The sequence below is a fragment of the Bradyrhizobium sp. Leaf396 genome (genome assembly GCF_001424605.1).
GTDB classification, from domain to species: domain Bacteria; phylum Pseudomonadota; class Alphaproteobacteria; order Rhizobiales; family Xanthobacteraceae; genus Bradyrhizobium; species Bradyrhizobium japonicum_C.
On the sequence record NZ_LMQJ01000036.1, the window covers coordinates 16517 to 38974 of the forward strand.

Annotated in this window: 27 protein-coding genes and 2 pseudogenes; 19 read left to right on the forward strand and 10 right to left on the reverse strand. The window is 62.5% G+C overall.

Features of this window, described 5'->3' with window-relative positions; translation table 11 throughout:
• Positions 1 to 8: 8 nt before the first annotated feature.
• A complete protein-coding gene (locus ASG57_RS26690) occupies positions 9 to 467 on the forward strand; it encodes a hypothetical protein (RefSeq protein ID WP_057198319.1) in 459 nt (152 codons plus the stop codon).
• A 54-nt stretch (positions 468 to 521) separates the two neighbouring features.
• Here the strand turns inward: ASG57_RS26690 and ASG57_RS26695 are convergent, their stop codons facing one another.
• The 6 genes from ASG57_RS26695 to ASG57_RS26725 all read right to left on the reverse strand — a co-directional run bounded on the left by ASG57_RS26695 (position 522) and on the right by ASG57_RS26725 (position 5067).
• A complete protein-coding gene (locus ASG57_RS26695; protein ID WP_057198265.1) occupies positions 522 to 950 on the reverse strand; it encodes a hypothetical protein in 429 nt (142 codons plus the stop codon).
• A 19-nt stretch (positions 951 to 969) separates the two neighbouring features.
• Positions 970 to 1323, reverse strand: a complete 354-nt coding sequence (locus ASG57_RS26700; protein ID WP_057198267.1) for a hypothetical protein — start codon at positions 1321 to 1323, stop codon at positions 970 to 972.
• A gap of 58 nt (positions 1324 to 1381) precedes the next feature.
• Positions 1382 to 1915, reverse strand: a complete 534-nt coding sequence (locus tag ASG57_RS26705) for a hypothetical protein (RefSeq protein ID WP_024337196.1) — start codon at positions 1913 to 1915, stop codon at positions 1382 to 1384.
• Between the two features lie 491 nt (positions 1916 to 2406).
• Entirely contained in the window at positions 2407 to 2751 is a 345-nt protein-coding gene (locus ASG57_RS26710) for a DUF1236 domain-containing protein (RefSeq protein ID WP_024337197.1), read from the reverse strand.
• 333 nt (positions 2752 to 3084) lie between these two features.
• Complete coding sequence (locus tag ASG57_RS26720) at positions 3085 to 4107, reverse strand: LLM class flavin-dependent oxidoreductase (protein ID WP_057198271.1); 1023 nt, start codon at positions 4105 to 4107, stop codon at positions 3085 to 3087.
• Between the two features lie 30 nt (positions 4108 to 4137).
• Positions 4138 to 5067 (reverse strand): LysR family transcriptional regulator, encoded by a 930-nt coding sequence (locus tag ASG57_RS26725; protein ID WP_024337200.1) that lies wholly within the window; start codon positions 5065 to 5067, stop codon positions 4138 to 4140.
• Positions 5068 to 5186: 119 nt separating this feature from the next.
• Here ASG57_RS26725 and styA point away from each other — a divergent pair, with 119 nt between their 5' ends.
• Both styA and styB read left to right on the forward strand, forming a co-directional pair.
• Entirely contained in the window at positions 5187 to 6437 is a 1251-nt protein-coding gene (gene styA / locus ASG57_RS26730) for a styrene monooxygenase subunit StyA (RefSeq protein WP_057198273.1), read from the forward strand.
• A 24-nt stretch (positions 6438 to 6461) separates the two neighbouring features.
• Complete coding sequence (styB, locus tag ASG57_RS26735; RefSeq protein WP_024337202.1) at positions 6462 to 6947, forward strand: styrene monooxygenase NADH-dependent flavin reductase subunit StyB; 486 nt, start codon at positions 6462 to 6464, stop codon at positions 6945 to 6947.
• Between the two features lie 17 nt (positions 6948 to 6964).
• On the opposite strand, the gene ASG57_RS26740 is transcribed toward styB, so the two are convergent.
• On the reverse strand, positions 6965 to 7423 hold the full coding sequence (locus ASG57_RS26740; RefSeq protein ID WP_024337203.1) for a hypothetical protein: 459 nt from the start codon (positions 7421 to 7423) through the stop codon (positions 6965 to 6967).
• Between the two features lie 436 nt (positions 7424 to 7859).
• Between ASG57_RS26740 and ASG57_RS26745 the strand changes: the two genes are divergently transcribed.
• The 4 genes from ASG57_RS26745 (at position 7860) to ASG57_RS26755 (ending at position 9724) form a co-directional block, all read left to right on the forward strand.
• Complete coding sequence (locus ASG57_RS26745) at positions 7860 to 8120, forward strand: DUF6894 family protein (protein WP_057198274.1); 261 nt, start codon at positions 7860 to 7862, stop codon at positions 8118 to 8120.
• A 176-nt stretch (positions 8121 to 8296) separates the two neighbouring features.
• Positions 8297 to 8503: a hypothetical protein gene (locus ASG57_RS38140; protein ID WP_156402834.1), complete on the forward strand. Its 207-nt coding sequence runs from the start codon at positions 8297 to 8299 to the stop codon at positions 8501 to 8503.
• 361 nt (positions 8504 to 8864) lie between these two features.
• Positions 8865 to 9140 (forward strand): hypothetical protein, encoded by a 276-nt coding sequence (locus ASG57_RS39875; protein ID WP_349510068.1) that lies wholly within the window; start codon positions 8865 to 8867, stop codon positions 9138 to 9140.
• Positions 9137 to 9724, forward strand: coding sequence for a GNAT family N-acetyltransferase (locus ASG57_RS26755; protein ID WP_057198276.1), 588 nt, complete (start codon positions 9137 to 9139; stop codon positions 9722 to 9724). Before ASG57_RS39875 ends, ASG57_RS26755 begins: the two co-directional genes overlap by 4 nt.
• 164 nt (positions 9725 to 9888) lie before the next feature.
• Here ASG57_RS26755 and ASG57_RS39455 read toward each other — a convergent pair.
• The 3 genes and pseudogenes from ASG57_RS39455 to ASG57_RS26765 all read right to left on the reverse strand — a co-directional run.
• Positions 9889 to 10071 (reverse strand): annotated as a pseudogene (locus tag ASG57_RS39455) (transposase); the annotation flags it as partial.
• 1 nt (position 10072) lies between these two features.
• Positions 10073 to 11521 (reverse strand): annotated as a pseudogene (locus ASG57_RS26760) (transposase); the annotation flags it as partial.
• Positions 11522 to 11872: 351 nt separating this feature from the next.
• Positions 11873 to 12124 (reverse strand): helix-turn-helix domain-containing protein, encoded by a 252-nt coding sequence (locus ASG57_RS26765; protein WP_057198278.1) that lies wholly within the window; start codon positions 12122 to 12124, stop codon positions 11873 to 11875.
• Between the two features lie 161 nt (positions 12125 to 12285).
• Between ASG57_RS26765 and ASG57_RS26770 the strand changes: the two genes are divergently transcribed.
• The 12 genes from ASG57_RS26770 to ASG57_RS26825 all read left to right on the forward strand — a co-directional run bounded on the left by ASG57_RS26770 (position 12286) and on the right by ASG57_RS26825 (position 22456).
• Positions 12286 to 12558, forward strand: a complete 273-nt coding sequence (locus ASG57_RS26770; protein ID WP_057198321.1) for a hypothetical protein — start codon at positions 12286 to 12288, stop codon at positions 12556 to 12558.
• A gap of 165 nt (positions 12559 to 12723) precedes the next feature.
• Positions 12724 to 12918, forward strand: coding sequence for a transcriptional regulator domain-containing protein (locus tag ASG57_RS26775; protein ID WP_057198280.1), 195 nt, complete (start codon positions 12724 to 12726; stop codon positions 12916 to 12918).
• A gap of 136 nt (positions 12919 to 13054) precedes the next feature.
• Positions 13055 to 13495 (forward strand): DUF2285 domain-containing protein, encoded by a 441-nt coding sequence (locus ASG57_RS26780; RefSeq protein WP_349510069.1) that lies wholly within the window; start codon positions 13055 to 13057, stop codon positions 13493 to 13495.
• A 133-nt stretch (positions 13496 to 13628) separates the two neighbouring features.
• Positions 13629 to 13910 carry a helix-turn-helix transcriptional regulator gene (locus tag ASG57_RS26785; protein WP_008561544.1) on the forward strand — a complete coding sequence of 94 codons (282 nt, stop codon included), beginning with the start codon at positions 13629 to 13631 and terminating at the stop codon, positions 13908 to 13910.
• Positions 13911 to 13932: 22 nt separating this feature from the next.
• Positions 13933 to 14814 (forward strand): replication initiator protein A, encoded by an 882-nt coding sequence (locus ASG57_RS26790; protein WP_057198284.1) that lies wholly within the window; start codon positions 13933 to 13935, stop codon positions 14812 to 14814.
• 289 nt (positions 14815 to 15103) lie between these two features.
• Complete coding sequence (locus tag ASG57_RS26795) at positions 15104 to 15568, forward strand: DUF2840 domain-containing protein (RefSeq protein WP_057198286.1); 465 nt, start codon at positions 15104 to 15106, stop codon at positions 15566 to 15568.
• Positions 15565 to 16077 carry a S26 family signal peptidase gene (locus tag ASG57_RS26800; RefSeq protein ID WP_057198288.1) on the forward strand — a complete coding sequence of 171 codons (513 nt, stop codon included), beginning with the start codon at positions 15565 to 15567 and terminating at the stop codon, positions 16075 to 16077. Before ASG57_RS26795 ends, ASG57_RS26800 begins: the two co-directional genes overlap by 4 nt.
• A gap of 155 nt (positions 16078 to 16232) precedes the next feature.
• The gene (locus ASG57_RS26805; protein ID WP_230646872.1) at positions 16233 to 16973 is read left to right on the forward strand and encodes a lytic transglycosylase domain-containing protein; all 741 of its coding nucleotides are present in this window, start codon (positions 16233 to 16235) and stop codon (positions 16971 to 16973) included.
• Positions 16974 to 17349: 376 nt separating this feature from the next.
• On the forward strand, positions 17350 to 19077 hold the full coding sequence (locus tag ASG57_RS26810; protein WP_057198324.1) for a relaxase/mobilization nuclease domain-containing protein: 1728 nt from the start codon (positions 17350 to 17352) through the stop codon (positions 19075 to 19077).
• Positions 19078 to 19166: 89 nt separating this feature from the next.
• Positions 19167 to 21143 carry a conjugal transfer protein TraG gene (locus ASG57_RS26815; RefSeq protein ID WP_082529050.1) on the forward strand — a complete coding sequence of 659 codons (1977 nt, stop codon included), beginning with the start codon at positions 19167 to 19169 and terminating at the stop codon, positions 21141 to 21143.
• A 10-nt stretch (positions 21144 to 21153) separates the two neighbouring features.
• A complete protein-coding gene (locus ASG57_RS26820) occupies positions 21154 to 21609 on the forward strand; it encodes a YlcI/YnfO family protein (protein WP_057198292.1) in 456 nt (151 codons plus the stop codon).
• A 181-nt stretch (positions 21610 to 21790) separates the two neighbouring features.
• Positions 21791 to 22456, forward strand: a complete 666-nt coding sequence (locus tag ASG57_RS26825; protein ID WP_057198294.1) for a hypothetical protein — start codon at positions 21791 to 21793, stop codon at positions 22454 to 22456.
• Positions 22457 to 22458: the final 2 nt, after the last annotated feature.

Consider the following 22458-nt stretch of genomic DNA (forward strand, 5'->3'; position numbering starts at 1 on the left):
GGCGGACCATGAAGACCACGGCTGCGGCGACCATCGTGCTGCTTGCCAGCCTGTCCGGAGCGCGGGCGGAAAGCTGGACAACCTACCGGATCGCCGAGACCGGAACATCGGTCGACATTCCCGCTTCGGTCTTCACCGACATCGTCGGCAAGCCCGACGGCTATGGCCTGCAGTTTCGCACGTCCGACGGCAGAGCCGATCTCACCGTACAGGCCATCTCCAACAGGTCCAGGCTTTCGCCGGCCGCATTCCTGGCCGGCAAGAATCCGCCGTCCGGAATTATCTACAAGCGCATTACGCCGAGCTTCTTCGTGGTCTCCAGCGTCAAGCGCGACAAGATCTGGTACAACCGCTGCAACTTTTCTCGGGGCTATGTGCACTGCGTGCTGATCAATTATCCCGCGGCCGAGAAGCGGCGCTGGGACGCCGTCGTCACGCGGATCAGCCGCAGCCTGCGTGCCGACTAGAACGAATCGCGGAAAGGTGCTGCCCGAGCAGCTCGGGCAGCAGGTCGCGAGGTCCTAGCGCGCGGTCGTCGTCGTTCTCGACATGGTCGGCTTTGAGCCCGGTACGTGCGACATCGTCTTGGTGGTCGAGCCGACTTGTTCACCGGCCTTGACCTTGGTGCGCGTGTGCGAGCGGCTGAAGGTGCCGCCGTCATGAGCCTGTGCGCGGGCGTTGGAGTTGAGCACGGGGCCATTGCCCTTGTTCATGCTGACGCCGGTCTGGGTCTTGCCGCTCGCTGCAGCGGCGCTTCCGCCGGCCGCGATCGACGAGCCGGTACGGCCGGTGCCTGACGTGGACGTGCCGCCAGTACCAACCGTCGAGGCCGAAGTGCCGCCTGCTGCCGCCGATCCGCCGCTTCCGCCGGTGATGCTGGTCTGCGCCACCACGGGTGAAGCGGCAGCGAGCAGAACTGCGACCGCCGATGTCGTAAGCAGAGTTCTCATGTTTCAATCCTCTACGAAGTTAAGGTGACGAGGTCGAGATCGTGCAGCCGTTGACGGTGATGGTGCTGGCGCTGGTGGAGCCAGGCCCGCCCGCCGTCGACGAGGAGCTCGATACGCTGCCGCCGCCGGCCTGCACATTCACCGACGATCCGCCGGCCGAGCTCGAGCTCGACAGCGAGCCGCTCGACGAGGTGGATCCGGTCGTGCCCGAACGCGACGAGCCGGCCGCGGTGATGCTGCCGTCGGCATGCTTCTCGACCGTGACCTTGCAGGTCTCGCCGGATGCCGTCTTGCCGGTCTTTTCCATGGCTTCTGCCGATGCGGCGCCGCTCATCAGAGCCAGCGCCGTGATCGCAACGATTGATCTGTTCATTGCGTCTCCTCCTCAACATGGACGAAGGGAGCGGCACGCAGCCGCTCCCGGGATCGGACTAGTTCTTGTCCTTCTTCCACTCGTCCTTGTTATGGCCCTTGCCCTTCTCCATGCCCTTGTCGCTGGCATGACCGGCAGAGGAGCCTGCGGCGCCGACTGTCGAGCCGCTCTTGCCGTCACCGGCTGACGAGCCGCCGGTACCAACCGTCGACGCGGAGTTCGACCCCGAGCCCGCCGCGGAGCCGCCGGTGCCGACGCTGGATGAGCTCTTGCCGCCGCCAGCCGAGGAGCCGCCGGTCCCGAGCGTCGAAGCCGAGCCGCTGCCCGAGCCGGTGCCCGCCGCCGAACCACCGGTACCGACCGTCGAGCTGCTGGTGCCGCCGCCGGCCGATGAGCCGCCGGTGCCGAGCGTCGAAGCAGAACCGGAGCCGCTGCCGCCGGCAGAGGAGCCGCCGGTGCCAACGGTCGAGTTGCTGGTGCCGCCGCCCGCGGACGAGCCGCCGGTGCCGACCGTCGAGCTCGATTGCGCAACGGCAAGTGCGGTGCCGGCCAACAGCGCGGCCGCAGCCGCAGATAGCTTCAGTATCCTCATATCCGTTCCTCCAGTGGGTTTCCAAAAAAACAAACGCGCCAATCAGGCTCGGGATAAAGTGGCAATCGAGCAATCGTTCCTCATGCCGGACGCGGTGACGCGTCGATATTGTCGAGACGCAGTTCCGCGAGGCGCGAGCCGCACTGCTTCATTCATCCACGGTTCACCCGCAATGAATGAGCGTGCTGCGTTGCCGCGCAGCGGCACCGGCAGCTCGCGGATGTGCGCCCCATCATCTACGAGAGGAGGCGCGAAGACGATCCTCTCAGGCAACGTCCGTGCGGAGTGGATGCGAATGCTGGTGCGATCGATCAACCGGCCGGCGGCATGACCGCCAAGCAACGGCAAGCAGCGATCCGGTGGGCACGGCAGCGCCACCGCGAAACTGCCTTCAAGCAGCACAATGTGAACGACGCGGAAATCGGCACGACCGTGACATGAAGCCGGGACGAATGCGCGGCGGGCTGCTCGAGGCCCGCCGCGCATTAGGATCATTCCACCTCCTGAACGACCATGCGGGTCTGGGGATCGACCAGCATCACGCGGCTGCCCGAGTAGACGTAGCGATACTTGGTGAGCGAGGGACCCCAATCGCTCGGAACGGCCGCGAGCTCGACGTCGCGCGGCACCGGCGAGCCGACCACGATCTTCTCGCGCGTCTCGACCGGGCGGATCTTGTGCTCGGTGACGTAGGACCGGATCCGGGTGCGATACTCCGGCTCGATCTGCACGGTGGCGCCGTGTCCCGCGCCGGTCGTCGTCGTCACGGTGGTTTGTGCCATCGCGCTCGTCGACACGAGCAAAGCGGCGGCCGAAATCAGCATGAGCTTCTTCATCGCATTCTCCCTCGCCGCGGCATGCGGCGCTGCGATGAACTCGCCATCGGCTTCGCCGTTCCGAGCGAGAGCGGAACGTTTGCCATTTTTTCCCGTTTACTCGACGGGAGCTGCGCATTGGAGGAGAGGAAAATGCCCGTACTGATTCTTTGGGCCGTGCCGGCCGTCCTCGTCATCGGCGGTGGCATCTATCTCATCGGCCACATGCAATGATGTGAAGAGCCCCGGTTTCCCGACAACGTTGGAAACCGGGGCTCCGCTCAGCGGAAAGCACGCTTCGGTGAAGCCGTTTGACTGACGGTCATTTCTTGCAAGGACAGCGGCCGATCGCGGCTACCGCCATCCGAGCGCCGGCGCCACCTGCGTCAGGATCGCCTCGATCGCGTGCGCGCAGTAATCCACGCCGAGCTGGTTCGGTATCGTCAACAGCAGCGTGTCGGCCTCGGCGATCGCTTCGTCCTGCCGCAATTGCTCGATCAGCACGTCCGGCTCCGCCGCATAACTCCGGCCGAAGATCGCGCGTGTCCGCGGGTCGATGAAGCCGATCTGGTCCTCGCCTCCGCGCTCCGAGCCGAAATAGGCGCGGTCGCGATCGTCCATCAGCGCGAAGATGCTGCGGCTGACCGAGACGCGCGGCTCGCGGCTGTGTCCGGCTTCTTTCCACGCGGCACGATAGGCGCGGATCTGCGCGGCCTGCTGCACGTGAAAGGCCTCGCCGGTCTCGTCATTCTTCAACGTCGAGCTCTGCAGGTTCATGCCGAGCCTGGCCGCCCACACCGCGGTGGCGTTCGAGCCGGCGCCCCACCAGATGCGTTCGCGCAGGCCTTGCGAATGCGGCTCGAGTCGCAGCAGTCCCGGCGGATTCGGAAACATCGGCTGCGGATTGGGCTCCGCAAAGCCTTCGCCCCGCAAGAGGTCGAGGAAGACCTCCGCATGGCGCCGGCCCATGTCGGCATCGCTCTGGCCGTCGGCCGGCCGATAGCCGAAATAGCGCCAGCCGTCGATCACCTGCTCGGGCGAGCCGCGGCTGATGCCGAGCTGCAGCCGTCCGCCGGCGATGAGGTCGGCGCTGCCTGCGTCCTCCACCATGTAGAGCGGGTTCTCGTAACGCATGTCGATCACGGCCGTACCGATCTCGATCCTGCTGGTCCTGGCGCCGACCGCGGCGAGCAGCGGAAAGGGCGAGGCGAGCTGCCGCGCGAAATGATGCACCCGGAAATAGGCGCCGTCGGCGCCGAGCTGCTCGGCCGCGACTGCAAGCTCGATGGACTGCAGCAGCGTGTCGCTGGCAGAGCGGGTCTGCGATTGCGGCGAGGGCGTCCAGTGGCCGAAGGAGAGGAAATCGATTTTCTTCATTGGCGTCATTTAATGACGGCCAGGACGGCGTCAACCGCCGGAAACGGCGGCACGGCCATGATATGGAGCCGGCGTAAAATGTTCGGCGCGCTCGACCAGCAGGTCCAGGAAGCTTCGGGCCCGCAACGACATCCAGCTCGTCTCCGGATAGACTGCATGCAGGGGCAGTGCCGCGATCGTGTAGTCAGGAAGCACATGCTCGAGCTCGCCGCTGCGAAGGCCCTCTGCCGCATTCCAGTCGGGCAGGATGGCGATGCCGAGATGATGCATCGTCGCCGCCTGCATCGCATCGGCATCGTCGACATGGATGGGCCCGTTGATCGTCGCGACGTGACGGCCATGCTCGGATTCGAAGGCCCATTGCTGGGCCGGTGACAGCCGTGAATAGACGATGCATTGGTGCGAGCCGAGGTCATCCGGCGTCCGCGGCAGCGGGCGGCCGTGCAGATAGGTCGGCGTCGCGACCAGGTAGCGCTGCACGGTGCCGAGCCGGCGGGCGACCAGCGTGCTCGCCTCCAGCTTTCCAATCCGCAGCGCCAGTTCGATGCCTTCTTCCACCAGATTGACGAACCGCTCGCTGAAGCGGATGTCCACCCGCACTTCCGGATAGTGCCGCACATATTCGGCGATGACGGGCATCATGAAGCGGCGGCCGAACGAGGATGGCACGCCGATCCGGAGCGTGCCGCTGGGGCGAGGGGCTGCCGCTTCGACGCTCGACCGTGCCATGTCGAAATTGTCGAGGATCTGCCGCGCGAGATCGTAGATGCGATGTGCCTCGGCCGTCGGCTTGAGCGTGCGCGTGGTGCGCGAGAACAGCTGCGTGCCGAACTCGCTCTCCAGCATCGCGATGCGCTTGCTGATGGCGGGTTGGCCGATGCCGAGCTCCTTCGCCGCGGCCGAGAAGCTGCCGGCCTCGAGGGTGCGAACGAAAGCGCGCAGGCAATCGATGCGGTCCATAATTCATTCCGATCTGGAATAAATCATATCCCATATATTCCGTAGTGCGCAACACGGGCGGCGAGTAGGCTTTTTCAAAACAAGCCGTCACAGGGCAAGGAAACAGGGGAGGAGACCACGTGGCACGTAACGTCGGAATCGTCGGCGCCGGAATCGCCGGCCTGCATCTCGCGCTTTACCTGCAAAAACATGGCGTGGACGCCACCATCATCACCGACCGGCCGCCCGAGGACTATCGCAACATCCGGCTGCTCAACACCGTCGCGCATCACCACGTGACGCTCGCGCGCGAGGATTATCTCGGCGTCAATCACTGGCCCGATCCGAAAGACCATTACTATTACCACGACCATGTCTTCAATTTTCCGCAGCCGTTGAGCTTTCGCGGCGATTTCTCGAAGCCGAGCCGTGCAGTCGACTATCGGATCTATCTTCCGGCCTTGATGCAGGACTTCACCAGTCGCGGCGGCAGGATCGAATATCGCCGCATCGAGGAGCGCGACATCCGTCCGCTGGTCGCCCGCTTCGACCTGCTGGTGGTCTCGACCGGCAAGGGCCCGCTGGGCCAGCTCTTCACCTACCGTCCGGAGCACACGCCCTATTCGCAGCCGCAGCGGCGGCTCTGCGTCGGGCTCTACACCGGCGTGCGGCAGCCCGACCCGATGAACGTCACGCTGTCGGTCTCTCCCGGCCACGGTGAAATGATCGTGATTCCGACCGTCACCTTCGGCGGCATTGCCAGCGCGCTGCTGATGGAGAACGTGCCGGGCGGCGACATGGAGGAGCTTGCGACGCTCAGCTACGACGACGACCCGAAGCACTTCCTGAAGGTGTTGCTGGGCAAGCTGGAGAAGCATCACCCGACGACCTATGACCGTATCGACACGGCCCGCTTCGATCTCGCGCAGCCGCAGGACCTCCTGCAAGGCGGCGTGGTCCCGACCGTGCGCAACACGGTGGTGGAATTCGACGGCGGCAAATGCGCGATCGCGCTCGGCGACGTCCATGCGGTCGTCGATCCCATGATGGGTCAGGGCGCCAATGTCGCCTCCTATGCGGCCTTCGTCCTCGGCGAGGAGATCGTCAATGCGGACGCGCTCGATGCGCGACTGTGCGAGAAGATCGATCTGAAGCGGCAGGACCGTGTGCTCGCGGCCTCGCGCTGGACCAACGTGATGCTGCAGCCGCCGAGCGAAGCGCTGGGCATGCTGATCGGCGCGATGAGCCAGAATCCGGCGCTGGCGAACGAGTTCACCGAGAATTTCAACTACCCCGACCGGCAGTGGGACCGCATCTCGACGCCGCAGCGCATCCAGGCCTGGATCGAACGCATGTCGGCGCCGCCGGAGCCGGTCAGGGCGATCGCGTGAGGATCGATGCGGGCGGAAACTGAGATGCAGCGCGCCAATCCTGCTTCGTTCCGCGAGGCCGCCTCGCGCTTTGCGACCGGCGTCGCGGTGCTGACCGCGCTGGACGAGCACGGCCGCATCTGCGGCATGACCGCCAACAGCTTCGTCACCGTCAGCCTGTCGCCGCCGACCGTGCTGGTCTCGGTCATGCCGGGGCGGATGCACCGGGCGATCTCGGCGACCGGGCGCTATTGCGTGAATGTTCTGCCCGACCATGGCCGCGACCTGTCGCGGCATTTCGCCAGCCAGCCGAACGCGGGCGCTGACCCCGACTACGAGATCGTGGATGGCCTGCCGCGCCTGTTCGGCTGCATCGCCTATTTCGCCTGCGAGGTCACACGCCACGTCGATGTCAGCGACCACACGCTGATCATCGCCGAAGTCTCGGCTTGCGATCATCGCGACACCACGCCGCTGGTGTTCTTTTCCAGCCGGTACCATCGCGGAGCGGGGGTGCCGGTGGATCGGTGAGGGCTTTCGCGGCGCCTTCAGATCTCACAGCCGTTCAAATTCAGTGCCTTGAGCAGGCCACCGAACGCCTTGAGTCGACAGGACTTGGTCTCGCTCGCAATCCTCGCACGCTGAGCGTTGGTGGTTCGCTTGACAACACTTGCCTTCGGTTTCGGCTTCGGACGCTCGTCGCTTGCGACCGGCTTCGGCTTACTTCTTTGACGCACGTTCGGCGCTGGCGGGAGTGAGCTGATAAGCACGTCCTGAGCAGCGGAATTCTCGACCGAAACGGCCTCTGTCGGCATCGCGCCGCTGACAGCGACCTCGAGACGATCGGCCTTCGGCAACGGACTATGGGAAGCCGGGATGGTCAGGCTCTGCTCGGCAGGCGGCTGAAGTATCGTGACCGCGCGACGCGGTGGAGCGGTCAGCTCCATGGCGGACAGCACGCCCACACTTAGCAGGATGACGAGGCCCAACAACGCCATTCTCAGCATCACGCGCCTCCACCAAATTAGCGCCGCCAGGAATTCTTCGCGCCAATGAGGCAACTTTGCCGGCGGCCGCCGGCCCGCCGGCAATCATTTGCCGGCAGGGTTAACGTCGGAGGGCGCTTCCTCGTGGATTCAAGACTGCTAGGGGCTCACGTTACGTCCGAGAGGAGATGTGATCAGGTCCGGCTCAGACGACCGTTGGCCCCCGATCTGCGAATGGAGTGAAGGCCATCGTCACGTCCACTGTTCGAGGGAAACCAGACATCGCCTGTCCAATGGGCCGACAGCTGCTTTTGACCCGAAGCGGAACTGGAGGCACTCCGCTTTTCGTTAGGAACGGGGGCCTTGCCATGCTAGTTGGTGTGCATCAAGAGGATTGTCCACGGCCGGCCTCTGACTGAGAGACGCTACAGCGCTCCCGCCCAAAGGGAGTAGTGTCTTGCCTCGTTTCCACTTCCACATCATGGACGGAACCGATCTCTTCGATCGGGACGGTTTGCAACTGCCAGACGTTGCTGCGGCAAAACTCGAAGCGATCAGGCTTGCCGGCGCAGTATTGAGCGAAAGCAGAGCGGGGAGTATTTGGCAGGACCAGCCTTGGCAGATGATCGTCAACGACGATCCAACCCCAAACACCGGCCTAGCCCACTTCACGTTGACGCTTACGGTTCGCGGTTCTGAGGCACCAACGGCTACTTAAAACATGGCCAAGAGGAGGACGCTTCCGCGAGCCGCTGGGGCGCCTAGCCAGTTCAGGCCCCTGAGAGAAGTGGACCGGGGCAACGCTTTCGAAGGCTTTGAAACGCTGAAGACCAAGACAGTTGAAACGTGCTGTTCACTTGACGAGCCCCCCCCCGCGCGTGAGGACGACGACTGATGGCGATGAGAGCGGAAATCAAGCGAGCAATCGAAGCTGCATCACGGGGGGAAACACAACAACTCTACTGGTCGCTGGTGGTGATGGGCAATCTCCTGAGCAACGCTCTGGACAGGATTGACGCACTAGAGAAGGTCGAGGTCATCGACGGTCAAAGCGAAGTCGATCCTTGTGAGGTGCGCGCGCTGGTGGATGCGCAGCCCTGAGGGGAGTGAAGGCGAGTGAACGTCGCCTTTTGGCCCAAAGCGCGTGTCGGGAAACTGCTGCGATTCGGCGGCCATTGGAGGGTAAGCAGACATCCGGCGAATAAACTGCAAATGGCGCTCCTGCCCCATCTCGGGAGTAGGCCCTAGTCCAGCAGCGGCCCGATATGCTTTGATGCGTCGGACTAGACCTCGGACGCATGGGTGGACCCGATGTACATGTTCATTCGAAAGTACACCAAGGTTCCTTCGGTTGCGGATGCTGCTCTCCGCGCTAAAAGCGGCGTCGGTCAGATCCTGAGGGAATCGCCTGGATTCAGATCCTTTGTGTCCTGGATGGGGCAACGGCGTCGGTGTCGCCGTGATGATATTTGAGGACCGCGAGAGCGCGAATGCGGCGAACGGCAAGGTGGTGGATTTCGTTCAGGCAAGCCTGCATGACCTTCATCTTGGCACCTCCGATATTATCGCCGGGGAAGCTTTGGTGGATATAGAAGCTGTAATTGTTCGTAGATGCTACTCATCCTCTATACGCGAGCCACGGCGTCGAGAGGCGGCCGTAGCGCCCGGCCACTATCCTGTGCTCCATCTTAGAATGAATGTGGCCGACGCCATCGACGACTTGGAGACGATATCATGAGCGCAAACTCGGAAATCAAATCTGCGGGCGCCAACATTCAGGCAAGCACTATCAGCACCATTGTACTTGGCTTTGCAGCCGATCCGATGGCGCGTTGGGTTTGGCCCGATTCATCCGAATATCTCAGGATTATGCCTCARTTCGTCAAGGCATTTGGCGGACGGGCATTCGAGCATGGCACAGCTTACATCACAGAAGGGGCTCGCGCGGCCGCCCTGTGGCTGCCGCCCGGCGTCGAGCCCGAYGAAATGGCCATGGACGCACTCATGGCGCAATCCCTGCGTCCGGAGATCGCCGATGATATYGGACACATGCTCCAGGGAATGGCCGAACATCATCCCCRCGAGCCCCATTGGTATCTGCCCCTCATTGCCTCCGATCCGAACTGGATCGGCCAAGGTCTCGGCACATTGTTGATGAAGCACGCTCTTCGACGATGCGACGAGGAGGGCATCGCCGCCTACCTCGAAAGTTCGAATCCGCGAAACATCTCCCTTTATMAACGCCACGGCTTCAAGATCATCGGCGAGATACAACATGGTWCTTCGCCGACGATGACGCCAATGTTGCGGACAGCTTCTTGAACGGAATCMAATCTGTCGAAGAGAAGGGTTCGCAGCCGCCAATGACTGTCGACTTCCGCTTGTGGCCGATTCCGTTGAAAAAGGCCGGCAGTATCTCGTTGTAATGGCTCCGTCGCGATGTGCCCGAACCGCTCTACCGGCCTCCATGCGAGCCTCGGGGTGGGTATCGGGATCAGCTTGGCCATCTTTCGAAGGTTCTGAACGGTGGCTGCGAGGATGAACTCGTCGCGCGCGCCGTTTGGGCCTCGTAGACGTAAACGGTCGAGCTTGAGAATGCGCTTGAGGTGCGCGAGCATCTCGATCTTTTTGCGGAGCCGGCGCGAAGTGCGGCCCTCCAATGATCTTGCNATGCGAGCCTCGGGGTGGGTATCGGGATCAGCTTGGCCATCTTTCGAAGGTTCTGAACGGTGGCTGCGAGGATGAACTCGTCGCGCGCGCCGTTTGGGCCTCGTAGACGTAAACGGTCGAGCTTGAGAATGCGCTTGAGGTGCGCGAACAGCATCTCGATCTTTTTGCGGAGCCGACGCGAAGTGCGGCCCTCCAATGATCTTGCGTTGGCGCGCCATGTCGTGAGCGCCCTCGTAGATCGAGCGCGGCACCCTCCGTGAAGGCTGCTTAGGGCAACACCGGGACTTCAATGCGCAGCGATCACAATCATGCTTGCTGGCGAGGTAAAGCATGGTGGCGCCATCATTCACCAGCGTTCCAGTCGTGGTAAGAACTTTACCGCCGGGACAACGGTAGAGGTCCCCGGCATGGTCATAGGTGAAGTCATCGCGCGAGAAGATCCCGTCTGTGCGGGCGGACTTGTCGAAGACTGTAACGTGCGGCTCGATGCCGTGCTCATAGACCAGCCAGGCAAGCATCTCGTCATCGCGCGAGAAGATCCCGTCTGTGCGGGCGGACTTGTCGAAGACTGTAACGTGCGGCTCGATGCCGTGCTCATAGACCAGCCAGGCAAGCATCTCGGCCGAGCCGTAGCCGCTGTCACCGAGGAGCCGGTTCGGATAGAGATCGAACCGTTTGAGCGAGCGCTCAATCATGCGTTTGGCGGCCAACACCTCCGCTTGCCGGATTGCCGTCGTCGCCTCGACATCGACGATGATCGCGTTCTCGACGTCGATCAGGTAGTTCGTCGAGTAGGCGAAGAAGGCTTGGCCACCATGCGCCCCCGTCCAGCGTGCCGCCGGGTCGGAGGGCGAGACGAACTTCGGCGTGCCCTCGGTCGCAGCTCCGAAAGCGGCATCATCGAGGACAGCCAGATACTCATGGATCGCTCGGCCGGCAGCATCCGGCGGAAGTCCCTTGTCGCCTTCGATCCCCTTCTGCCGATTGGCATCGGCCTTGATTAGGCTCGCGTCAACGACAAATCCTTCGCCGCCGACCAGTCGCTCCTCGATGCAGCGGCCCAACACGCTCTCGAACACGCGACGGAAGAGATCGCTCTGCCGGAAGCGGCCATGCCTATTCTTGGAGAAGGTCGAATGATCCGGCACCGTCCCATCCAGACCGAGCCGGCAGAACCATCGGTAGGCCAAATTGAGGTGAACCTCATCGCACAGGCGCCCGCTCCGACCGGATGCCGAAGCAGTAGCCGATCAGGAGCATCCGGATCATCAGCTCGGGATCGATCGAAGGTCGACCGATACTGCTGTAGAAAGGCGCCAGGTCCTGCCTAATCTGTTCAAGGTCGACAAATCTATCGATCGACCGGAGCAAGTGGTCGGTGGGGATGTGCCCCTCGAGTGAGAACTCATAGAACAACGCAGCCTGTTCGACTTGCCGATGCCCCATCATGATCTTCAGTCCTGCCAATTAGACAAACTGAATCACTGATCTCTCTGCGTCGCAACCGCTGCCTTTTTCAACAGAATCGACCCGTGGCGGACGTTGGTGCAGAGCGCTAAGTTGTCGCTTTCGGCAGATGACCCGACCAGCTCATGCTGGCCAACGAAGGCTGCCTTTGACTCTTCAGCGAGCTCGGGAGATCCGCTTTCTCACCGCTGCTTGGCGGGAAGCGGACATTAGGCGGCCGGCCGCGTAGTGAGTAACCCAGCAAGCTCGTCGCGCTTTCAGGCGCAATACTGCTCAAGTGCAGCAACGCCTTGGAGTTGTTCCGAAGCGACATAGTGTCCGGCTGAAAAGCAGTCACCGCCGTTTGCCTAGTCTTGGTCGCTCGTCTCGTGCCTCATCATCTGGCAGGACCAGATCGACATGACTAACGCCCAACGTGCTGGCGAGCTCGAATAGAGTGACGACAGTTGGATTGCGGCGGCCACGCTCGAGGTCACTGATATACTGTTGGGTGAATCCGGACATTTCGGCGAATTTCTCCTGCGTGAAGCGCTTCTGCTTCCGCAGTCTTGCGAAATTCCGGCCGACCAACTTGCGCATGTCCATCGGCGCAAATTGGAGCTTTACATTCTATGAGGTTTATCTCCTATAGTATGTATTTCGACCTGGCTGCTGGTCGGCTAGTCCGCAATGGGGCTAAAATGAGATTGCGGACGACCTCGGCCAACCAGGGCGATTTGAATCATTCGCTGCTTGTTGGGATGCTTATGACAAAACCGCAACTAGATCCTGACGTCGCGGATGTGGCGCCGAGCGATCCGGCGCTGACTGCCTATGATGAACAGCATGTCGTCACGTACGTTCGCCTTTTGCAGGCCGAAGGTGAGGGGGCGGACTGGCGCGAAGTGGCCCGAGTGGTCCTGCATATCGACCCCGACCGAGAGCCGGACCGTGCGCGGCGCTCGTATCAGAGCCACCTTGCGCGTGCCAAATGGGTAACTGAACAGGGCCGCTTATTGCGTGGCACTGGCTCCAAATAGAAGAAAATCGCGGGCTGACGACTTGCAGGCAGAACTCTTTTCCTTTGCTGACGGGTGGTCATTCCGGTGCACCACGTGGTGCCAAACTAGGGGCTTCCTACAACCGTCTCGTTCATACCTATTGCACCGCAATCCTTGTTAGTTGCGTGAAATGGGGCGGAAGCAATGCCTGAATTCGACTGGCGGTCGCCGGATTCCTACAAGAGCCTACAAGACGCCGAGATCACCGACATCGCCTGGGAATGTCTTCGTCGTAACGCGGACTATCGACGCGAGTACGAAGCGATGATCGCAAGCAGCCCCGATGGAGCGGTGAACGAGGAATTCAGGAGGAAATGGGGTACCTGCTTTCGCGCATGACCCGCAGAGGTCCTTCGACGAGCAGACGATCTTTTGGGCGCCCGAGGTTCTAGCGGCGGTCGTTCCAGTGAGGGTTGCCTCGACGGCCGACCTCGTGTCGGCGTCCCAGCCACTGCTTGACCTTACGGCTGGCCAGGTGCGCCGCGCTGTCGACGGCTGGCATGCCGTGCTGCGAATCGGTGCAGTGGATCACCGTGTCTGGTCCAAGGGCCCGCCGGTGCTCGGCGCGTCATATGCAGCCGAATTGCCGTTTGACGGCGATTTCGACGCGCGTGCGTTTGCAGCCCGGCGGCTGTGGCGCGCGATGAATGGACGCATGCCGGGTCCGTCATTTCATCAATTATCTAAACAGCGGCGCGAACGTCTGAGCGCCGCGATCCGCGCGCTCGATGCGCATAGCGCCGGCGGCAGTTATCGCGTTATCGCCGAAGCGCTGTTCGGCGAAAAGCGAATCCCCGATCGTGCGTGGAAGACGCATGATCTGCGCAATCGAACAATCCGCTTGGTGCGGGGCGGCCTCGCCTTGATGCGTGGTGGTTACCGCAAACTCCTGCGTCCCGGGCGCAAAGACGAGTAGCGCAGTCCCTCAGGGGTACCGAAAATCGCCCCTTCCATATTCGGCATCCCCCTCCGAGATCCTGCTTCTCCATGATGACCGCACACACGCCGGCCTAGCCAGGCGTGGTGCGCTGTCCTCTTGGAGTTCTCAAATGCCCGATCCGATGGCCGGTCTTCCTCCGCGCTTCCTGCGTACACCTGAGGCCGCGCGCTATCTTGGCCTGTCCGGTCGCACGCTCGAGAAGCACCGCACGTACGGTACTGGACCGACGTACCGGAAAATCGGCGGACGTGTTGTCTACGCCGTCGATGACCTGAAAGCGTGGGCCGACCGCGGCGCCAAGACGTCGACCTCCGACCCCGGGAAGGGGACCGTGCTGCCGGCCAAGAAGCATCCAGCCCTGCGTCCCTATGCGGGCCAGGAACGTCGCTGATTGCCGCGTGAGAGCAGTGACCATGCGGCGCAAACTCCATTCCGAGCGCGACCAGCTTGAGCTCTTTCGGGCGCTGCCCGGAGATCTCGCGCCCCGCGATGCGCAGGATCTGATGGCTTATCCATTCTTTTCGTTGGCAAAAACAAAGCGAACTGTGCCGATCGATTTTCGTGCGGGTGCGATTGCAATTCGAGTCGAAGCCGTTCCGGAACACGGCATGGCAACCATCTGGGATGCTGACGTTCTGATTTGGGCCGCGTCCCAGATCGTCGAAGCCCGTGACGCAGGCTTGAAGACGTCGCGCCTGATGGCTGCAACGCCATACGAGATTTTGACGTTCGTAGGGCGCGGCACCAGCGCCCGTGACTATGACCGCCTGAAGGCGGGCCTCGACAGACTCCAGTCAACGACCGTGCTGACATCGATCCGCCAGCCGGCAGAGCGGCGACGGCATCGCTTCTCCTGGATCAACGAGTGGAAGGAGACGGCGGATGCAAATGGCCGCCCATTCGGGATCGAGTTGATCCTGCCGGATTGGTTCTACGCTGGCGTCATCGACGATGCGCTCGTGCTGACGATCGATCGCGCTTATTTCGAGCTCACGGGCGGGCTTGAGCGGTGGCTCTACCGGCTCGTGCGCAAGCACGGTGGACGCCAGGATGGCGGCTGGAGTTTTGACCTTGTGCACCTCCATGCCAAGTCCGGCATCCTCTCGCCGCTCAAGCACTTCGCTTACGACGTACGGCAGATCGTTCAGCGCCAGGCATTGCCTGGCTATCAGCTCGTGCTCACACGGGATCCTGACGGCACCGAGCGGCTGAACTTCGCGCCAACGCCTGTTCATCCCTTAACGGCACGCCTGCGTCGGCGCGGTCTCATTCCAAATTCGGAGGACAACCTGTGAATCAGCTCGTGCTATCGGGGACCGCAACCCTCGTGCTATCGGGGACCCGATCCTCGTGCTATCGGGGACCGGAATCGAGCTTAAGAGCTTGTTTCTTCGCGCTTTCCGGCCGCTCTAACTTTACTAACCAGAAATCCTTCGGATTTCTTCTAACGCACCAGGCCGCAAAGCGCATACGAGGTGGCCGGCAAAGCCGGCCCGTCCGTCCTTCAGGCCTTCACAAGCCGTACACGCACTTCCCCGCCGCCAACACGATCGGCTCCCAGTTCGAGTGTGGGGGAGCCACGGCATGAGCGATCTCACCGAAGTGGAAGTGCTGTGGCTCGAGAAGCGCATCGAAAACCGCATTCGGTTCGGTCGTATCGTCAAGGAACGGAAGCTTGATCGCCATCGGCGCGTCCTGTCATTTGCGCCGGGCAGCATCTTTGCCTTCGTCCGATGGACCTCCAATGACTTTGGCACGATCATTTCGCGCATCGACATCTTGCGCGCAGTCGCTCCGGGACAGCGCTGCTCGACCGTGCCTTATGTGACACCCGGCGGTGAGATTTTGCTGCGTCTGTCCGGCTGGCCGAAGGTCGAGCGGGTATTACAAATGACCGATGCCGTTGAGGCGCTCGGCATCGATCCAGCTGATGTCGCGCCTGATCATTGGCATCACGTTCACAACCGTCTCTCCGTCAATGAAAACCCGCGCCCCTATACGAAAGCGCGCCACCAGGCGTGGCTTCATCGCCAAAAGGTGATGCGATGACGGGCCGCCTGAAGATGCTGGCCGCGGCAATTGGGGTTGCTGCTGCGCTCGTCGCGACGATCGTGCTGGAGCCGCTTCCGCTTTACATCTGGAACGCGTCCGCGAGCGTGCCGATCGGTCTCTACAGCCTCCGGCCGGCGGACCAGTTCCAAGTCACTGATTTGGTCGCCGTGCGGCCGCCGGAGCCGCTCGCGACCTTCCTCGACCTTAACGGCTATTTGCCCATTGGCGTCCCCATGTTGAAGCGCGTACTCGCCCTTCCGGGGCAGAGTGTTTGCAGAACCGGCCTCACTATTTCAGTCGACGATGTCGCGGTGGGCGAGGCGAAGGATCGCGACGGACGCGGCCGGCCGCTGCCGAAGTGGCAGGGCTGCCGCGTCGTCGGCGATGGCGAACTGTTTCTGATGAACTGGCAGTCGGACGACTCTCTTGATGGCCGATATTTTGGATTCTTGCCTGCGTCGGCGGTGATCGGCCGTGCGCTGCCCGTGTGGACGTGGGAGGAGTGATCGTGCGTGTTCCATGTTCTTACCCCGCCATTCCTCTGTTCGATCTACCGCGGGGCCATTCCTCCGTCCCGACCAACGGTTGCAGAGCCGACGCGCGCCGCGGCGGTCCAGGGCGACCGCATGGCCGGTGCGAAGCGGCTTTACCCTGGACGGGGGTGAGCGCGACGGCATGCCTGGCTCGGCCGGGCGTGCGTGTTTGGGTCGTCGCGTCGCTGCTGCTTGTTTTCGCTGCGTCGGACAGTGCTGCTCTTGCCCGGAGTAGATTGCCGTTAGCTCAAGCGGTTGCTCAGGAAAGCCGCCCGTTTGTAGCTTTCGTCGACGAAGCCTCGAAGCGTTTTGCAATTCCGGTGAACTGGATCGGTTCGGTCGTCAGCATCGAAAGCGCTGGAGATGTGCACGCCAGGTCGCCCAAAGGCGCAATGGGTCTGATGCAAATCATGCCCGCGACTTGGGCGGAACTTCGCGAGCGCTACAGTCTCGGGAACGATCCCTACGACGCACGCGACAACATTCTGGCCGGCACGGCCTACTTGCGCGAACTGCTCGATCGGTATGGCTCGCCTGGCGTGTTTGCCGCGTACAACGCGGGACCATCCCGCTATGAAGAGCATCTCGCAGGCGGCTCTTTGCCAGACGAGACGCGAACATACGTCGCAAAGCTTGCAAATCTGCTTGCCATCGAACTGCCGCCGAGATGGACGTCCAGCGGACCGTCATCATCAATTGCGACGCTATTTGTCACGCGACCCGATCTCATGAAAACGCGAGATCGGTCGCTGGCGCTCGTGCCGTCGACCGGTGTCACGACGGCAATCTCAGTGCACGAAGTGTCGCGCATGGTTCCTCAGTCTATTGGCGTATTCGTCCCTCGATCGGATTCGGGAGCATCGCAATGACCAAATGTGCGGGTTCGCAAGCTGATGGCGTATGGGCGATGCCTTCGGCCCGCGCTCTACTCGTCGCTTCGCTCCTCACCGAGCCACCCTACGGGTGTCTCGGCCCTTCGGGTAACGATCGCTATCGCAAGCGCGCGGACGCAGTGGGGGCTTCGCGAGTTGGCTGCCAAGTCGCTACGGCTCTTTCGGGATTCGGCGACTGGGAGATCACGACGGCAGGACGGCAGGATAAAAGCCGCAAGGTGCGGCCGGTCGGTCGGTTGGGAAATGTCAGCAATCTCAATCATGCTCCGAACATTGCGAAGGACCGGCGCAACTTGCGAGTTTCGCCATGGCGCTGTTCTTGCTCGGTTTTCGACACCTTGCGGCGGGCAAGATGAGCCGCAACGACGATTTCCGCATCCGTCCAGGCCGTATCCGTTCGACGCGCGCGCCCAAGGCAAAATCGTTTCTCGCGCAGGCCCTCAGAGCCGCGCAGAAGGCAGGCGGTCTCTCACACGGCGGAGTTACTAGGAGTGGGTCCTTCGGGCGCGGCCGTGCGGCGAGCGTTGCCGCGGCACGGCTCCTCAACAACCGCGCCCGGGGCGCCATGGTCAAGGCACGTGTCGTACGCCGGACGCGGTCGCCTGGCGCACTGCGGGCTCATATCGGTTATCTCAAACGGGACGGTGTCGCGCGCGATGGATCGCCCGGCAAACTCTTCGATGCTGCCGGGGATGATGCAGACGGCCGGGCTTTCGCGGAACGCTGCGATGGCGACCGGCATCATTTCCGGTTCATCGTCTCGCCGGATGATGCCGCCGAACTAGAGAGCCTGCGGAGCTTTACTCGCGAGCTCATGGATCAGGCCTCGCGCGATCTCGGCACGCGGCTCGACTGGGTCGCCGTCGATCACTGGAACACCGAGCATCCTCACATCCACATTCTTATGCGCGGCCGCGCGGACGACGGTTCCGACCTTGTCATCAGCCGGGACTACATCGGGTCCGGCTTTCGGGCGCGCGCAGGTGACCTCGTGACCCGTGAGCTCGGCCCGCGATCAGAGCTTGAGATGCGGCGCGGTCTCGAGGCAGAGGTCACGAGCGAACGCTGGACGCGGCTCGATCGGGTGCTTGCCCGGGAAGCGGGCAGGGCAGAAGGGGTGGTCGATCTTCGCCCCGAACGTGACGCGGGGCGCGATCCGCTGCGGGAGATCCGGATTGGTCGGATGCGGACCCTTGAGCGGCTCGGACTCGCTGAGCCGGCCGGGCCCGCGCGCTGGGTTCTGGCGCCGGATGCCGAACAGCGCTTGCGCGCACTTGGGGAACGCGGCGATATCATCAAGCGGCTGCACAGGAGCCTGGCCAGGGATGGTACATCTCGCGCGCCGTCGTCCTGGGCGATCGAGGGCGAAGGCCATGGCGGACCCGTGATCGGCCGTCTCATCGCCCGCGGGCTGGATGACGAGTTAAGGGGAACAGCGTTTGCCGTGGTGGACGGGATCGACGGGCGTGTGCATCATCTGAAGCTCCCCGACATCGATACAGCCGGCGACGGTCCGATCGGGGGCATTGTGGAGCTCCGTCGTTTTGAGGATGCGAGGGGCCGGCCGCGGATCGCGCTTGCCGTCCGCTCCGACCTCAACCTCGACCAACAGGTAGTGGCCGAAGGGGCGACCTGGCTCGATCGGCGCCTCGTTGCCCGCGAACCTGCCGATCTCTCGCGAGCCGGTTTCGGTGCCGAGGTCCGCCGCGCGCTTGATCGTCGGATTGATGCGCTGGCGGAACGGGGCCTCGTGCGCCGGGACGGAGACAAGGTCATCATCGGCCGCAATCTTATCAGTACCCTGCGTACCCGCGAGCTCGATTCAGCGGGTGAGCGTTTGGCTGAAGAAACGGGGCTGGCGCATATGCCCGCCGAGGCAGGCGAGCCCATTTCGGGGATTTATCGCCGACGGCTGTCGCTTGCCTCCGGCCGCTTTGCCATGATCGACAATGGCCTGGGCTTCCAGCTTGTACCATGGATACCGTCCCTTGAGCGCGAACTTGGCAGGCAAGTAAGCGGCATCGCCGGTCCCGGCGGCGTCGACTGGAGCTTTGGACGCAAGCGCGATCTTTCCCTCTGACCCGCCGATCTCTGCGCTGCGGCGCGCGCGACCGCGACACCAGAGATATGGTCGTTGCGTGGGTGCACAGGGCGAGCGCTTCTGGGCCTATGTCCGCGACCAAGATACTCTGGGGGCAGCTGTTCCTTGTCTCGATCGTCGTGCTCGCCTTTGTTTGGACGGCGACCGAGTGGACGGCCTGGCGTCTCGCCTACCAACCGCAGCTCGGACCTGCCTGGTTCATGGTCGGGCGCTGGCCGATCTATCAGCCGCTTGCTTTCTTCATCTGGTGGTTCCAGTTCGACGCCTACGCGCCAAAAATATTCATCGAGGGGGCCTGCATCGCCGCAAGCGGCGGGTTCGCCGCTATCGGCATCGCGATCATGCTGTCGGTCTGGCGGGCAAAGGAAGCTCAGCAGGTGACCACATACGGCTCGGCGCGCTGGGCCGACGCACGTGAGGTCAGGCGGGCGGGCCTTCTGGGGACCGACGGCGTCGTGCTCGGCCGCTTTGATGGCCGATATCTCCGGCACGACGGCCCTGAGCATGTCCTTTGCTTTGCTCCTACCCGTTCGGGTAAGGGCGTCGGCTTGGTCATTCCGACTCTTCTTACTTGGCCGAACTCCACCATCGTTCACGACATCAAGGGCGAGAATTTCCAGCTCACCTCGGGCTGGCGCGCGCGCTTTGGGCCCGTGCTTCTGTTCGACCCCACCAACCAGGCAAGCGCGGCCTATAACCCTCTCCTCGAGATCCGCAAAGGCGACTGTGAGGTACGGGACGCCCAAAATATCGCAGACATCCTCGTCGATCCCGAAGGCGCGCTCGAGCGCCGCAATCATTGGGAGAAGACCAGCCATTCTTTGCTGGTTGGCGCGATTTTGCATGTCCTTTACGCTGAAGCCGACAAGACGCTCGCCGGCGTCGCCAACTTCCTGTCTGACCCGTCACGCCCGATCGAGACGACGCTGAATGCGATGTTGGCGACGCCGCACCTCGGAGAGCGCGTTCATCCCGTGGTGGCTTCGGCATCGCGCGAGCTCCTCAACAAGAGCGAGAATGAACGCTCAGGTGTTTTGTCAACCACGATGAGTTTCCTGGGGCTCTATCGCGATCCCGTCGTCGCCAAGGTCACGGGACGGAGCGACTGGCGCATCCGCGATCTCGTTGACGGACCCCGGCCCATCTCGCTCTTTCTTGTCGTCCCGCCATCCGACATCGCCCGCACAAAACCCCTGATGCGGCTTGTGCTTAATCAGATCGGACGGCGATTGACCGAGAGCCTGGACACCGATCGGCGACGACAGAAGCTGCTTCTGATGCTCGACGAGTTTGCAGCGCTCGGACGGTTGGATTTTTTTGAGAGCCAGCTTGCCTTCATGGCAGGCTATGGCATTCGCAGCTTTCTGATCACCCAGAGCCTGAACCAGCTCGAACGCGCCTACGGGCCGAACCACGCTATCCTCGACAACTGCCACATCCGGGTCGCTTTTTCGACCAACGATGAGCGCACCGCCAAACGCGTGTCGGACGCCCTTGGAACCGCGACCGAGATGCGCGCGATGAAGAACTATGCCGGGCATCGCTTAAGCCCTTGGCTTGGGCACCTCATGGTCAGCCGCCAGGAAACATCGCGGCCGCTGCTTACACCGGGGGAAGTCATGCAGCTCTCACCTAACGAGGCGATTGTAATGGTCTCGGGGGTGCACCCCGTGCGCGCCAGCAAGGTCCGATACTATGAGGATACGCAGCTAAAGCGCCGGGTCTTGAATCCATCCCGCGCCAATCCGGTCGCCCTGGTCGCGCAGGCAGACGATTGGTCAGGCCGTCCGCAAATCCCGCCCTCTGCCGAACTCCTCGCGAAGGTGACGCGGAGGTCCCGTGATCCTAACGGTGGCATTCGCCGTGAGCCCGAACTGCCGCAACACGAGGATGTCGTCATTGGGGTACCGCTGGCTGAGAACGAGTTCGATGCCGCGCCGGATGATGGTGACGCCGATGCCGTGCAGGCGAGGGCTCTGAGCCGTTCGATGCAGGGCATCGCACGTTCCGTCACCATCGACCCCGACGATCCGATGGATCTCTAGGCTAGTGAGCATGAAAAAAGTCCAGCTCAGCATCTACCTCGATCCAGAGACGCTCGCTGGCCTGGAGGCCTTCGCAAAGCGTCACAGCAAGCCCAAGTCGCTGGTCGCCGAGGCTGCCATCGCCTCCTTCCTTTCGCCCGACGAATCCGACCGAAGGGAGGCCGCGATCGCCAAGCGGCTAGACCGGATCGTGCGCGTGCTCGAACGGCTCGAACGAAACGATACCGTCACGCTGGAGACGATCGCGCTGTTCATCCGCTTCTGGCTAACGTCAACGCCAGCGCTGCCGGAGCAATCGAGCCCAGCAGCGCGCGCCAAGGGCGCGGAGCGCTATGATCGTTTTGTCGAAGCTCTCGGGCGGAGGCTATCCAGCGGGTCGACCATGCTGAAGGAGGTGAGTATCGAATCGCACGACGGGGAGAACGCCGTGCGTGGCAACGACGACGCCGGCGCCGGCGCGAGCTAATCAGCCCGCCGATCCCTTCTTTCGCTACGCCAAGGTACGATCGCTATCGTCGACGGTTGCAGCGCCAACGATGCTGCTCTTCTGTTGCCTCCATCAGACTCAATCACCCCTTGGCAAAATCCGTCGCACCGCAATCGTTGCGGCCTTGATCGGTGCGCTCAGAGTACGGAGAAGAGCGAAAATGCAGCTCCGCGGCGAACCCGAGTTGGAGGCCAGCCAGGCCGCGGTGGCAAAATCGCCACCTCACAAACGGAATTCCGCGGCAACCCGCAAGGTAACCGTCCGGATCACCGAGAAGATTCACGAGCAACTCGAAGCTGCGACTGAACGTCCGGGCGTGGGCAAGAGCATGATCGTGGAGGCTGCGCTTGCACAATTTCTGAATCCGCGCCCTCCAGAAAATGCGGTGCATGACGGTTTTGACGACATACACGCCCGATTCGATTCTCTGGAGCGCAATTTACGGACAATCGCTGAGACGGTCGCGCTGCATGCGCGATATCACCTCGCCGTGATGCCGCCGCTGTCGCAACAGCAACAGCGAGAAGCCTGCCAGCTCGGTGATGAGCGCTTCAAGGTCCTGGCCGAGCAAGTCGATCAGCGGGTTCAGCAGGACCGTTCGCTTATCCAGGAGACGATCGATCGCCTCAATGCGACACGATTTAACGGCTTGAAATCGATACTCGATCAGGATGAGACAGTCGACCTCAAGCCGACAGACACCCCAAACGGCGCCGGTTTGCGAGGCGATGCAAATATAAAGCAGGAATCATCCGCTGCCGCCCAGGAGGGCGGCAGCAATTCCAACTTTCGTCACCTCCCGAACGCCTTCTGCTGGCCGGCATGATC